The sequence below is a fragment of the Enterococcus sp. C74 genome, assembly GCF_040887125.1.
Classification (GTDB): domain Bacteria; phylum Bacillota; class Bacilli; order Lactobacillales; family Enterococcaceae; genus Enterococcus_B; species Enterococcus_B hirae.
In genome coordinates this window covers 84,386-97,356 of sequence record NZ_JBFOFA010000002.1, presented here as the reverse complement: position 1 = coordinate 97,356, position 12,971 = coordinate 84,386, and the positions used below count along the sequence as shown (strand labels likewise).

Sequence of the window (12,971 nt, the reverse complement as noted above, 5' to 3'; positions counted from 1 at the left end):
AATTAATCAACATGAAATAACAAAAAAATCTGAGACAGAATGAGGTTCATTCTGACCCAGATTTGATTTTACACCACTCATCAGTCCTTATTGACAAAGAGCCAAGGTTTACACACTTTTTGTAGACTATCTTGTCATAGATATAGTTGTATTTTGTGCAATAGGTTTCTCTGAATTATTTAAAACTATACTTTCTAGTTTTTTTGAAAGGTTCTGTTTCAATGATATGTCTCTTTTGTTTCTTTCTTTAGCAAAGTTAATATTGAGTTTATTATACTCATTAAGAAACTTTTTTGCTTCAAAAGGACTTATTTTCCCTTGGCCTTCAAGCGAATTTATATGATTTACCTCCTTAATTATTTCAGCTTGAATATGAAATTTTTCCGACTCTAATTTTGGAATTATGTTACGATTTATCTCATTAAGGTCTGCTTTTACGTCACTAATATTACGAGGATTTTCAAATTGAGTCCTATACTGATCCTGTAATAGTAAAAGTAACTCTTTTTCTTGCCTACGGAAAGCATTGATTTCTTGAGTTTTCTCGTTGAACTGGGATATAAGTTTTTTACTTCTTATTAGAATACGTTCTGTTTCTTGTAGAGAAATAGTAGGTTGCTCTGTGCGTGATGTTGTCGTAGGTTGCTCTGTGTGTGATGTTGTCATAGTTGATTTACTTGTGCTCACAGAATGGGTTTTCTTTGATTCTATAGACTCTTGTAATTGATTTACCATGTCTTTACAATTGGATATAAGATAGTCGATATGCTTTTTATTTGTACTTAAAACTTTTATTTCTTTATAGCATTCTTTAAGCATTTTTTTGTTCTTTATTTTATGCTTTCTTAAATTTACCTTTTGCTGTGTCATTTTACCATATTCAATTACTATATCATTTCTTAGTTTACGGAATTTCGAGCAAAAATTTTGAACCCGCTGGAGATTCGTTTGTAATTGATTAACTTCTATAGAACTTTCAGTAGAAATTCCCTCTTTTAATTTTTTAAAATCTGTCTCTTCTTGCTTAATAAGATTCTTTATTTTTTTATGTAAAAATTTTTTAGCAGAATATGGCTGTCTTGAAACATCATCTTGTATTTTATCTAAATGTTTTAAGTTCCCCTTATTTCTGTGTTTTGAGTGTAGTTTTTTGTGTGAATAAGTTTTATCAGATAAACGGGTGGTTTCATTCCTGTTTTCTAAATCTAGTACTTTTCCTAATCCCCTCCCTTGATTTTGGTTGTCTAAACTAGGCAGTGCCCTTGCTCCGCCTATTCCACTTGCTATGCTTAAAGCATTAATAAAAGTAACTATCATTTTGTCTAATCTCATATGCCATCAATCTCCTTTTCATTTAATGATTTTCACTTATCCTACGGAAAATAAAAACTTATACAGAAAAAATTCTGTTTCAAAAGCCATAATGCACCGATCATCAAAAGTTAGACCAAAAATCTAACGTCTGAAACTTTAATTTGCCCAAAGTCTGTTCGAGTCTTTCTAATCAAACCAACTAGTCCTTCACGTTCCTATTTTTGTACCCAACGATAGAGTGCACATAGAGACGCTTCACTTTTAATAGATATTTACCTTAGCTACTACATTTTTATCTAAAAGAGTTAATTCTTGGCTACTATCTGCCACAGTAGATGGTTCATTTATTGTAGAAGCATATCCAGAGATTTTGCTTTCAGATACGCTAATTCCAATAGTTAAAATATCTAAAGATAAGATAAACTTATTTTTCATTTTCTATTACCTCGAAATCCAAAAAACAGAAAGCGCTTTCTGAATAAATCATAACAGAGAAATCAAATTATATATATAAAAGTCATAAAAAATAGTTTTCATGTCATAATCGTTCATTTTTTCTGTATTGTCCTTTATTTATAAAAAATTATTTCCACATCCACAGTCAATAAGAACAACGAAATTCAATTCATTTTAGGATATAGATTAAGGTGTTGATATAAAAACTCGAAATTTTTTGCATACAAATAATTTACAATTGTTATTATATTTTATAAAGGTAATTTATAAATTTATTCATTGTTCATTTGTACAGGTTGATCGTATTTTACAAATCAATCAACTAGATAAATTACTATAAGGAGTAGCGAGAGATAATTTAGTGATAGATATCTAAAAAGATACCATGAAAAATTGGTTTAGTTAAACAATTACGGAGGAGTAAATATTAGCGATTATGACGTAAAACACATATTTTATGAAATTTTTTTACATAACTTAAAGTATATAATATATCAGAATAAGAAAACGTTTTTTTGTTGAAAGTGCTATCTAACACCTTTTAAGGAAACTTAAATAATGTGAAGAAAAAAATATTATTTGGTATTTATTTTGTCTCATTGTCTTTCAAAACACAAAAAAAATCTGAGACAGAATGAGGTTCATTCTGACCCAGATTTGATTTTACACCACTCATCAGCCCTTATTGACAAAGAGCTTTTTCAATTTGTTTTGATCTGACTTAGTAAAACGGTTAGACTTTCCATGAATTTTTGTGCAATTTCGCTTAATTGGCGCTTAGCTGAATAAATCACGTACAATTCATTTTGGGGACTATTTGCCAATGGAATCAAACGTAAATACTCTTTGATCTCACCAATGACCAGCCCAGAACCTGAAGCATAAGCATCTGTTTCTAACACGATATTCATCAATGTTCCCCGATCACTCGTATAGATCACCGTTTCTTGATCAGGACTTTCAATCAAGTCTTCATAAAAATAAGGAAAATTATTGCCATCTTGTGTAAATCTCACTTGGGGATAAGGAAGTAATTCTTCTTTAAAGATTTCTTTCTTTTCACTAAGCGGATGTCCTTGACGTAAAAAAATGTGCGTTTGAAATTCTCCTAATGAATGGGCAACTAGCTCCCCTTGCTCTAAGTAGCGCTTGATCCCTGCTTGATTGTGTTCATTCATATAAAGAATCCCAATCTCACTATGCTGATCCTTCACTTCTTCAATCACATTAGCAGTCGTTGTTTCAATGATTCGAAACTGTTTGATCTCACTTTTGAAAGAAGAGATCAACTTTGCTGTTAAAGGACCTAAGAAATCATAATGTTGCGAAGCAATTGAAAAGCTTTCACGCTTCTCATTCGTCAAATAATAATTTTCTAAAGACTCTAACTGTAAGAGAATCCGTTCCGCTCTTTTTAAAAACTCTTGTCCTTCCTCGGTCAGATACGCCCCTCGATTCGTTCGAGTGAACAGCGTGATCCCTAACTCGGTTTCTAATTCTTTTATTCCTGCGGAAAGACTTGGTTGTGCGACATAGAGTTTTTTAGCTGCTTCTCTGAAACTCCCATTGTTCGCTACAGCAATTACATATTTTAATTGTTGGAAGTTCACTGATGATCCCTCACAAAATAACTGATTGGACGATTTTTCAACGGTTGGAGCGGACGGTTGTTTGGTTGTGCATACTGTCCTTTAAAAGGAATCAAGAAATCTTTATTTAGTTTTTGCACTTGATCCATGACAAACCATTGGATTGGTCCACTCGTTGGTGGCGTAGTTAAAGAGCCGACATAATGGTAATGGCTTTTTTGTTCAGGAAAAAGAACCAATGGATTGGTCCAATGTTCATGTTTTTCTACATCCCAACTATCGCCATTGTCTCGATCGTACAACCAACCTTCATCCGTCGTTAGCTGAAACATCACACCAACAACTAAGTTTTCTTTTTTAGCATTCATATGAACAAAGTGGAACTCGATATCTTCTTGATTACCATTGATCAGATGTTCAGAAGGCATATGAAAATGGATATCTGTGAGATAATATTTCTGACCTTTAAATTCGACATAACTAAGCTGATCATAAGGAACCAAGTGGATCGTATTTTTAAATTCTTTATCTGTAAACCGTTGCTTCTGATAATGAAAAGCAATGGTATCTGATTGATCCTCCGCTGGTTCACAAGTGGTCAATGGAATGGGCGACTGCAATTCAAACGCCGCACCTTTAGCAAACCAGTCGCATAATTCAGCCCAATGTTCTGGTCCTCTTTCTCCCGTATATCCCCATTCAACATCCATATTCTTTTTCACTTTTATTCCTCCTGCATCTTTGCAAAATTTTCTATTGTTGACTGTTTTTAACGATCGTGGAAACAGTCGCTAAAAAGTCTTCTTTCCCATAAAATTCTTGATTCAGTAATTCAGGGAAAATCTCGTTGAAGAAATACTTGACAGAAGGACGATGCTCAAACCCTTTGATCGTAGTTACCGCTTCAATAAACATCTCTTTATATACTTTTTCTGGATTGTTCTTGATGATCTCTTCAAATGATTCATACAATAGATCGACTTTATCAGAGATTGCTAATAACTCACCTTCCACTGTGTCATCTTTTCCTTCAAACAATCGCCGGCGGTAAACTTCTTGAAACTCTTCCGGAATCTCTTGGTTGATGAACTCATCCGTCATCTTTTCTTCAACTGTTTGTAACATTCCCCGTAACTCTTTATTTGCATACTTGACCGGTGTTTTGATATCCCCGATAAAACGTTCTGTGTAATCGTGATTTAACGCTTTTTCATAAAGTAATTTCCAATCGATCGCTTGACCATGAACCTCTTCAATGTCACCTAAGACTTGAGCAATCGAAGCCACTCGATAAGAATGAGCGGCTACCGTATGTTCAGTAAATTTAAAGAACCCTGGCGCTCGTGTAATTTTTTCCAAATTATTCAAACCTAAAATAAATTCATTCAATCCCATAAAATAGCCTCCCCTTTACTTTTCCGATGATTTTATCATTAAATAACTATCTTTCGCAAACATCCCGTTTGTAAATCAACGAAAAATTAATCTTTTTACTGAGAATCACGCAATTTTACTATAAAAAAATAGAAACCAGAAAAACAACTCTAGTTTCCATCAAAATAATCATAAGATTCAAAACCAACTCTGTGTAAGCTCCTCGCCTTAAAAACGACAAGCGAAGCACAGCAACTATTAGTTCAGAAACATTCAAAACAACATAGCTCTAAAACAAAGACATACCTGTGATAGCTCCAACAGAAGGTTTTGGAAGCATTCAAAACAACATAGCTCTAAAACTATATCAAAGATATTGAAGGCGGTTTTACAGTTTTGGAAGCATTCAAAACAACATAGCTCTAAAACATTAATGAATGCCCACGCTGCGGTTGTGACGTTTTGGAAGCATTCAAAACAACATAGCTCTAAAACACCGACACTTTAATATAAACTTGATGAAGCGTTTTGGAAGCATTCAAAACAACATAGCTCTAAAACCTCGCAGAAAAATTTTTTCTTACGAAATTCCGTAATCGCGCTACTCGTCCATAGCAAAACTTTCGCCTTGGATGCTTCCTTTGTTTCATTCAGTTGTTTTGTTTGATCCTAGTATACCATGGATTTTGTTCAACGAAAGCCCTTTTTTGAGTCTTTTGTTTTTGTTCCACCTTCGTTTTCTTCGTTACTGTTTTAACCAGTCCGCTGGATTCTTTTTCCATTCTTTTAACAAGGCTAATTCCGCTTCATCAATATATTTTTCGGCTAACGCTGTTTCGATCAAGACAGAATAATTCGTGAGAGTAAATAGTGGTAACTCTGCTTTGGCAAAATTTTCTTCACCTGCTGGTAGTTCATACGTAAAGATCGCTGCTACACCTAATACATTAGCGCCTTCTCTTTTGGCTGCTTCCGTTGCTTCTAAAACGCTTTGGCCTGTCGAGATCAAATCTTCGATCACAACCATTTTTTGACCTTCAAAAATCCGTCCTTCGATTTGATTGCCTTTACCGTGATCTTTCGCTTTACTACGGATATAAACCATAGGCAAGTCCAAGATTTCTGCCACCCATGCAGCGTGAGGGATTCCTGCTGTTGCTGTACCAGCAATGACTTCCACGTCAGGGAATGCTTGCTTGATTTTTTCTGCTAACCCTTGAGCAATTGCTTTTCTGACTTTTGGATAACTCATCGTGATGCGGTTGTCACAATAAATCGGGCTTTTTAGTCCACTTGCCCACGTGAATGGTTCATTTGGGCTTAAGAAAACCGCTTCAATAGCTAACAAATCTTTGGCAATGTTCTTTTCAATCGTATTCAAATTGATCGACTCCATTCTTCTTTGATTGTTTGATAGGCTTGGTAGGGATCTTTCGCTTGAGTGATTGGTCGTCCAACCACGATAAACGTTGAACCAATTCCTCGAGCTTGGGCAGGCGTGACGATCCTCGTTTGATCACCTGCGACGCTTCCTTCTGGTCTGATACCCGGAGAAAGACAAATGAAATCTTGGCGGGTGGCTGCTTTGATGCCACTCACTTCTAAGGCAGAAGAAACAACGCCATCCAGTCCAGCTGCTTCGGCACATTTCGCATAATGGATCACACTTTCTTCTAAGGGAACTTGAATCAATTGATCATGATGCATATCCGCTTCACTCGTTGAAGTAAGCTGAGTGATCGCTAACAACAATGGGCGTTTTTTGCCAGCAGGCGTTCCTTCTTCTAGCCCACGTAGTGCCGCTTGCATCATTTTGATTCCGCCAGCTGCATGGACACAAGTGATATCCACGCCTAGTTTTGCTAACCCACGCATGGCTTTTTCCACCGTGTTAGGGATATCATGAAGTTTCAAGTCTAAAAATACTTCATGTCCAGCATCTTTCAACCAACGAACAATAATCGGTCCTTCCTGATAAAATAATTCCATTCCGATTTTTACAAATAATTTTTCCTCTTCAGGGAATAGTTGCATAAATTGTTCCACTTCTTGCCACGTCGAAAAGTCTAAAGCAATAATTGGTCGTTGGTTCATTTCATTCGTTCCTCTCTTACTTCTTTGATTAGTTGTTGGAGGGATTCGATCCCTAATTCTGCCATTCGTACGGGTAGTTCTTCAATCAGTTTCGGACAAATGTACGGATCCGTAAAATTAGCTGTTCCTACTGCCACGGCACTGGCTCCTGCCATGAACATCTCTAAGACATCGTCAACAGTTTGGACACCGCCCATACCAATGATCGGTAACTCGGAAACAGCGGCGACTTGATGGATCAAACGAATCGCCACTGGTTTGATCGCAGGACCAGAAAGACCGCCTGTCTGGTTGGCTAAAATAGGTTGACGTGTTTTCAGATCGATCCGCATACCAAGTAGTGTATTGATCATCGTAAAGCCATCTGCCCCACCGCTTTCGATTGCTTGTGCGATAGGTACGATATCCGTCACATTAGGGGAAAGTTTCACATAAACTGGTACACTTGCAACCTTTTTGACAGCTTGTGTCAATTGAAAGGCAACGTCTGGGTCTGTCCCAAAGGCAATGCCGCCATGTTTGACATTCGGGCAAGAAATATTCAACTCGATCGCTTTGACATTCGGCGCTTCACCAATTTTACGACAAACCTCGACATAGTCTTCTTCACAGGCACCAGCGACATTCGCAATGATAGGTAAATCTGGATAGACAGCTAATTCTGGTAACAGTTCATTCATGACAACTTCCAGACCGGGATTTTGCAATCCGATCGCATTCAACATACCGGAGGGTGTTTCCGCCACACGTGGGGTGGGATTACCAAACCTTGCATGCGGCGTTGTCGCCTTGACCATAATCGACCCTAATTGATTCAAATCGTAATATTTCCCATATTCTTTTCCAAATCCAAAGCATCCACTGGCTGGCATGATCGGATTTTTCAATTCCAAACCCGGGAGCTTAACTGCTAAGGGATTACTCATAAGACAACCTCTCCTACTTTAAAAATTGGCCCTTCGTCACACACCTTGACACTTTTTGTTCCAGTTTCATCATCCGGTCGATGACAAACGCACGCATAACAAGCACCGATACCGCAAGCCATTCGTGATTCTAAGGACAATTGGACATTTGGGTGATCCACAAAAAGTTGTTCGACTGTTTTTAAGAGACCATTTGCACCACAAGCAAAGACAGCTTTTGGTTGCTTATGAGTACTCATTAGCAGATTCCCGACGTTTCCATGGATCCCATAAGTACCATCATCCGTCGCTACTCTGGTTTCACCTAATTCATGAAACTTTGCTTCATGGTACATGACTTCTTTTGATGCAAATCCTAAAAAATTAGTCACTTTTATGCCACGTGTAGTCAGTTGTTTGGCTAATTCATATAAAGGCGGAATACCAATACCTCCCCCTACGATGAACACTTCCTCTCCTGCGGACAATCCAGTTAGGTCAAAACCATTGCCTAATGGCCCTAAAACGTCTAAAGAATCGCCAGCCTTCAACGTAGAAAATTCTTTCGTTCCTTCACCTTCGATTCGATAGATGATCTGGCAAGTGTAGTTTTGTTGATCAATCGAATGGATACTGATGGGGCGGCGTAAAAGCAAATCTGCTCTAGGTACTCGAATATGCAAAAACTGCCCAGGTATTGACATTTCTTTGACCAATTCTCCTTTTAAAGTCAATTCATAAATACGTGGTGCTAGTTGTGTTTGTTGAATGATTGTCATGACTTCTTGCTTCATATCTGCTCTCCTCTTTGGGATTTTTTCATTGCCAAACATCTCGACAAAAGTGATCCTTTCAGCCAATGTCAGTAACAAGGCGAACGAAAATGATCACTTTTATCTCTGTTTAGGTGCCTACAAGCTATTTTAACTATTACTTAATCATTATAGGAACTGTCATTTTAGAACATGCTGATCAAATCGCTTGTGTCGAAAAAGCTCGAGACTCCATTACCCGAATGATCGCATCCGCTGTATCTAATGAAGTAAATAAAGGAATACCATGTTCAACTGCTTCTCGGCGAATGATAAATCCGTCTTTCGAGGCATTTCCTCGGTCTTTATCGATGGTATTAACAACGACCTGTGCTTTTCCTTCTCGAATCAACTCAACAACATTTTTCTCCGTTGCTTTTTCAGAGATTTTAGCAACAGGCGTGACGATCAGCCCATTTTTTTCAAAATAAGCTGCCGTATGCTTAGTTGCTAATAGGCTATAACCAATTTCTGAAAAACGTTTGGCTAGTGCTAACGCTTCTTCTTTAGTTTCATCAGCAATCGTGAACAAGACGGCACCATAATCTGGCAGGCGTAGACCTGATGCTTCAAACGCTTTGTATAATGCTTTATCTAAGTTTTGATCAGAGCCCATGACTTCTCCAGTAGATTTCATTTCAGGACCTAAGTAGGTATCCACTTGTTGCAATTTAGTAAACGAGAATACAGGAGCTTTCACATGGACAGCGTTTGATTCTGGATATAAGCCATTCGTAAAGCCTAAGTCACTTAACTTTTCACCTAAGATCGCTTTTGTGGCGATTTGAGCCATCGGTATTCCTGTAACTTTACTTAAAAACGGAACCGTTCGACTTGCACGAGGATTGACTTCAATCACGTAAACTTGATTGTCGTGGATCACGAATTGGATATTCATCATACCGATACAGTTTAAACCACGAGCTAAGCGAATCGTATAGTCTTCAATGGTTTGTTTGATCTCTGCTGAGAGTGCTTGTGGCGGATAAACAGCCATGGAATCCCCCGAATGGACCCCTGCACGTTCAATGTGTTCCATGATTCCAGGGATTAGAACTGTTTCCCCATCACAAATGGCATCTACTTCACATTCACTTCCAAGCAAATAACGGTCAATCAAAACAGGATGTTCTGGGGAAGCTTTCACTGCATGTTCCATATAATCTTCCAAATCTTGTTGATTTTCAACGATTTCCATTGCTCGACCGCCCAAGACATAACTTGGTCTGACAAGAACAGGATAACCGATTTTTGAAGCGATCCCTACTGCTTCTTCTTTACTAGTTGCAGTATCACCTAGTGGCTGAGGTACTTCCAGGCTTCTTAACGCTTGTTCAAATAAATCCCGGTTTTCAGCTCGATCTAGATCTTCAATTGTAGTACCTAAAATTTTGACGCCCGCTTGAACTAACGGCTCCGCTAAATTGATAGCTGTCTGACCACCAAACTGGACGATTACCCCAATCGGTTGTTCAAGTTCAATGACATTCATCACATCTTCAAAAGTCAATGGTTCAAAGTACAGTTTATCAGAGATCGAGAAATCGGTTGAAACTGTTTCTGGATTGCTATTCATGATAATGGCTTCATAACCTGCTTGTTGGATCGCTTTAACTGAATGGACCGTTGCATAGTCAAACTCGACCCCTTGACCGATTCGAATGGGTCCAGAGCCTAAGACAAGAACAGAATCTTTTTCGGATCGTTCACTTTCATTTTCAACTTCGTATGAGCTGTAAAAATAAGGCGTCTGTGAAGCAAATTCAGCCGCACACGTATCGACCATTTTGTATACGGGTTTGATGTCGGATTTTTCACGAAGCTCTCTGATCTGCTTTGCTTCAGTTTTCCACAGTTCAGCAATCTTTTGATCCGTAAACCCGTTTTGTTTCACAGTGCGTAAGACGTTTTCATCCTGCGGGTGTTCCAACAGTTCAGTTTCTAGTTCAACGATATGGAGCAACTTGTCTAAAAAGAACAAATCGATCTTTGTCAACTCCGCCAATTCTTCAATTGGATAGCCGCGGCGAATCGCCTCTGCGACATAGAATAAGCGATCATCTTGGGCACGGACGACTTTTTCGATCAGTTCACTATCATCGATCATGTTTAATTCTGGTAGTTCCAAATGGTGTGTCCCAATCTCTAAAGAGCGGACAGCTTTTAATAGGGATTCTTCAATGTTACGACCAATCGCCATTACTTCGCCAGTTGCTTTCATTTGAGTTCCTAAAACTCGTTCCCCATTCTCAAATTTATCGAATGGCCAACGAGGAATCTTAGCAACGACGTAGTCCAAAGCTGGTTCAAATTCTGCATAAGTCGTTCCAGTTACCGGATTCTTCATTTCATCAAGTGTTAAACCTAAAGCGATCTTAGCCGCTAATTTTGCAATCGGGTAACCAGTTGCTTTACTTGCTAAAGCAGAAGAGCGTGAAACACGTGGGTTAACTTCGATCACATAATAATTGAAGCTATGTGGATCAAGTGCAAGTTGGACATTGCAGCCGCCTTCGATTTTCAATGCACGAATAATCGCTAATGATGCATCACGCAACAGCTGGTATTCATGATCTGAAAGGGTCTGACTTGGGGCGAAGACGATCGAATCGCCTGTGTGGATACCCACTGGGTCAAAATTTTCCATGTTACAAACAACAATGGCATTATCAGCCGAGTCACGCATAACTTCGTATTCAATTTCTTTGAATCCTGCAATACTGCGTTCGATCAAACATTGGGTCACTGGAGAAAGGCTCAGACCATTTTCTGCGATCACTCGAAGTTCTTCTTCATTTTTACACATTCCACCACCTGTTCCACCTAATGTGAAAGCGGGACGAACGATAATTGGATAGCCAATTTTATTAGCAAATTCGACTGCTTCTTCAACAGTTGTGACGATTTCAGATTCGGGGATTGGTTGATTCAGTTCTTCCATCAACTTTTTAAATAAATCACGATCCTCTGCTTGATCGATAGCAGATAATTTTGTCCCTAACAGCTCAATGCCTAGTTCATCTAAAATACCAGATTCTGCTAGTTCCATTGCCATGTTCAAGCCTGTTTGTCCGCCTAATGTCGGTAACAAAGCATCAGGACGTTCTTTTCGCAAGATCCTTGAAACAAATTCTAGTGTGATCGGTTCGATATACACTTGATCGGCAATTTCTTGATCAGTCATGATCGTTGCGGGATTGGAATTTACTAAAACGACCTCATATCCTTCTTCTTTCAAAGCAAGACAAGCTTGGGTTCCGGCATAGTCAAATTCCGCCGCTTGACCAATGATGATCGGACCTGATCCAATCACCATAATTTTTTTGATATCTGTACGTTTTGGCATGTTTATTTCTCCTCTCCTGCATCCATCATTTCCATAAATTCATCAAATAAATGAAGCGCATCATGTGGACCGGGAGCTGCATCAGGATGGAATTGGACGCTAAACGCTGGATAATGACGATGTCTAATTCCTTCCACAGTCCCATCATTTACTTCTACATGGGTGATCAGCAACTGATCTGGATCAACTGTTTTTTCATCCACAGCATAGCCGTGATTTTGAGAAGTAAAATCGATCCTTCCAGTCGCGATTTCTCGGACAGGATGATTCAAGCCACGATGACCAAATTTCATTTTATAGGTATCCGCACCATTAGCTAAGGCAAACAATTGATGCCCTAAACAGATCCCGAAAATTGGTATTTTCCCTTGGATTTCTCGAATCATTTCAATAGCTTCTGGTACGTCTTTTGGATCTCCTGGTCCATTCGTCAGCATGACGCCATCCGGTGCTAGGGAGAGAATTGTTTTTGCATCCGTATTATAAGGTAATACGGTTAAATTGCAGTTTCTTTTACTTAGTTCACGCAAAATACTATGTTTCAAACCAAAATCAATGACAGCCACATTTTTTCCAGTTCCAGGACTTGGATATGGTTTACTCGTTGAGACTTGTTGCACTTGGTTTGTAGCTAAAACGGTCGCTTTCAATTGATCAAAAGCATGTTCAAAGGAATCACCAGCATCCACGATACTCGCTTTCATCGTTCCAACTTGACGAATTTTTCGTGTCAAGGCCCGAGTATCAATCCCTGAAATTCCAGGGATACCTTTTCGTTTCAAAAACTCGTCCAATGTCATTTGACTCCGCCAATTTGAAGCCACTCTCGCATGTTCTTTGACGACTACGCCTTTGCAAGTTGGTGCGATAGATTCATAATCATCACGGTTGACACCGTAATTTCCCACCATCGGATACGTAAAGGTAATGATTTGCCCATTGAAACTTTGGTCTGTGATCGTTTCTTGATAGCCTGTCATGCTAGTAGTAAACACGATCTCGCCAAACACATTATTATTCGCTCCGAATGCTTTTCCTTTAAAAACTGTTCCGTCTTCTAAAATCAATAATCGTTCCATTT

At 38.5% G+C, this 12,971-nt stretch carries 11 protein-coding genes and 1 CRISPR repeat array; all 11 genes read right to left on the bottom strand.

Annotation, left to right across the window (positions count from 1 at the left end; genetic code table 11):
* Positions 1 to 126 precede the first annotated feature (126 nt).
* The gene (locus tag AB3H93_RS03250; RefSeq protein WP_368020115.1) at positions 127 to 1,332 is read right to left on the bottom strand and encodes a hypothetical protein; all 1,206 of its coding nucleotides are present in this window, start codon (positions 1,330 to 1,332) and stop codon (positions 127 to 129) included.
* 243 nt (positions 1,333 to 1,575) lie between these two features.
* Complete coding sequence (locus tag AB3H93_RS03245) at positions 1,576 to 1,749, bottom strand: hypothetical protein (RefSeq protein ID WP_178286290.1); 174 nt, start codon at positions 1,747 to 1,749, stop codon at positions 1,576 to 1,578.
* Positions 1,750 to 2,471: 722 nt separating this feature from the next.
* The gene (locus AB3H93_RS03240) at positions 2,472 to 3,380 is read right to left on the bottom strand and encodes a LysR family transcriptional regulator (RefSeq protein ID WP_053766051.1); all 909 of its coding nucleotides are present in this window, start codon (positions 3,378 to 3,380) and stop codon (positions 2,472 to 2,474) included.
* Positions 3,377 to 4,081, bottom strand: a complete 705-nt coding sequence (locus tag AB3H93_RS03235; RefSeq protein ID WP_368020114.1) for a carbonic anhydrase family protein — start codon at positions 4,079 to 4,081, stop codon at positions 3,377 to 3,379. The genes AB3H93_RS03240 and AB3H93_RS03235 overlap by 4 nt, the downstream gene beginning before the upstream one ends.
* Before the next feature lie 31 nt (positions 4,082 to 4,112).
* Positions 4,113 to 4,754 (bottom strand): YfbR-like 5'-deoxynucleotidase, encoded by a 642-nt coding sequence (locus tag AB3H93_RS03230; RefSeq protein ID WP_010719207.1) that lies wholly within the window; start codon positions 4,752 to 4,754, stop codon positions 4,113 to 4,115.
* Positions 4,755 to 4,993: 239 nt separating this feature from the next.
* Positions 4,994 to 5,294: a CRISPR direct-repeat array (repeat unit 36 nt; unit sequence GTTTTGGAAGCATTCAAAACAACATAGCTCTAAAAC).
* Positions 5,295 to 5,478: 184 nt separating this feature from the next.
* Complete coding sequence (gene pyrE / locus AB3H93_RS03225) at positions 5,479 to 6,129, bottom strand: orotate phosphoribosyltransferase (protein ID WP_164445105.1); 651 nt, start codon at positions 6,127 to 6,129, stop codon at positions 5,479 to 5,481.
* Positions 6,111 to 6,827, bottom strand: a complete 717-nt coding sequence (gene pyrF, locus AB3H93_RS03220; RefSeq protein ID WP_010719209.1) for an orotidine-5'-phosphate decarboxylase — start codon at positions 6,825 to 6,827, stop codon at positions 6,111 to 6,113. Before pyrF ends, pyrE begins: the two co-directional genes overlap by 19 nt.
* Positions 6,824 to 7,753 (bottom strand): dihydroorotate dehydrogenase, encoded by a 930-nt coding sequence (locus AB3H93_RS03215; protein WP_034697879.1) that lies wholly within the window; start codon positions 7,751 to 7,753, stop codon positions 6,824 to 6,826. Before AB3H93_RS03215 ends, pyrF begins: the two co-directional genes overlap by 4 nt.
* The gene (locus AB3H93_RS03210; protein WP_368020113.1) at positions 7,750 to 8,526 is read right to left on the bottom strand and encodes a dihydroorotate dehydrogenase electron transfer subunit; all 777 of its coding nucleotides are present in this window, start codon (positions 8,524 to 8,526) and stop codon (positions 7,750 to 7,752) included. Before AB3H93_RS03210 ends, AB3H93_RS03215 begins: the two co-directional genes overlap by 4 nt.
* Before the next feature lie 178 nt (positions 8,527 to 8,704).
* Entirely contained in the window at positions 8,705 to 11,890 is a 3,186-nt protein-coding gene (gene carB, locus AB3H93_RS03205; RefSeq protein ID WP_053766056.1) for a carbamoyl-phosphate synthase large subunit, read from the bottom strand.
* A 2-nt stretch (positions 11,891 to 11,892) separates the two neighbouring features.
* Positions 11,893 to 12,969 carry a carbamoyl phosphate synthase small subunit gene (locus tag AB3H93_RS03200; RefSeq protein ID WP_010737537.1) on the bottom strand — a complete coding sequence of 359 codons (1,077 nt, stop codon included), beginning with the start codon at positions 12,967 to 12,969 and terminating at the stop codon, positions 11,893 to 11,895.
* Between the last annotated feature and the right edge of the window lie 2 nt (positions 12,970 to 12,971).

What these genes read in the sequence shown, in the direction of transcription:
- AB3H93_RS03230 (WP_010719207.1), bottom strand. Translation starts at nt 4,754, where the DNA reads ATGGGATTGAATGAATTTATTTTAGGTTTGAATAATTTGGAAAAAATT.
- AB3H93_RS03210 (WP_368020113.1), bottom strand. Translation starts at nt 8,526, where the DNA reads ATGAAGCAAGAAGTCATGACAATCATTCAACAAACACAACTAGCACCA.
- AB3H93_RS03250 (WP_368020115.1), bottom strand. Translation starts at nt 1,332, where the DNA reads ATGAGATTAGACAAAATGATAGTTACTTTTATTAATGCTTTAAGCATA.
- AB3H93_RS03215 (WP_034697879.1), bottom strand. Translation starts at nt 7,753, where the DNA reads ATGAGTAATCCCTTAGCAGTTAAGCTCCCGGGTTTGGAATTGAAAAAT.
- pyrE (WP_164445105.1), bottom strand. Translation starts at nt 6,129, where the DNA reads ATGGAGTCGATCAATTTGAATACGATTGAAAAGAACATTGCCAAAGAT.
- pyrF (WP_010719209.1), bottom strand. Translation starts at nt 6,827, where the DNA reads ATGAACCAACGACCAATTATTGCTTTAGACTTTTCGACGTGGCAAGAA.
- AB3H93_RS03200 (WP_010737537.1), bottom strand. Translation starts at nt 12,969, where the DNA reads ATGGAACGATTATTGATTTTAGAAGACGGAACAGTTTTTAAAGGAAAA.
- AB3H93_RS03245 (WP_178286290.1), bottom strand. Translation starts at nt 1,749, where the DNA reads ATGAAAAATAAGTTTATCTTATCTTTAGATATTTTAACTATTGGAATT.
- carB (WP_053766056.1), bottom strand. Translation starts at nt 11,890, where the DNA reads ATGCCAAAACGTACAGATATCAAAAAAATTATGGTGATTGGATCAGGT.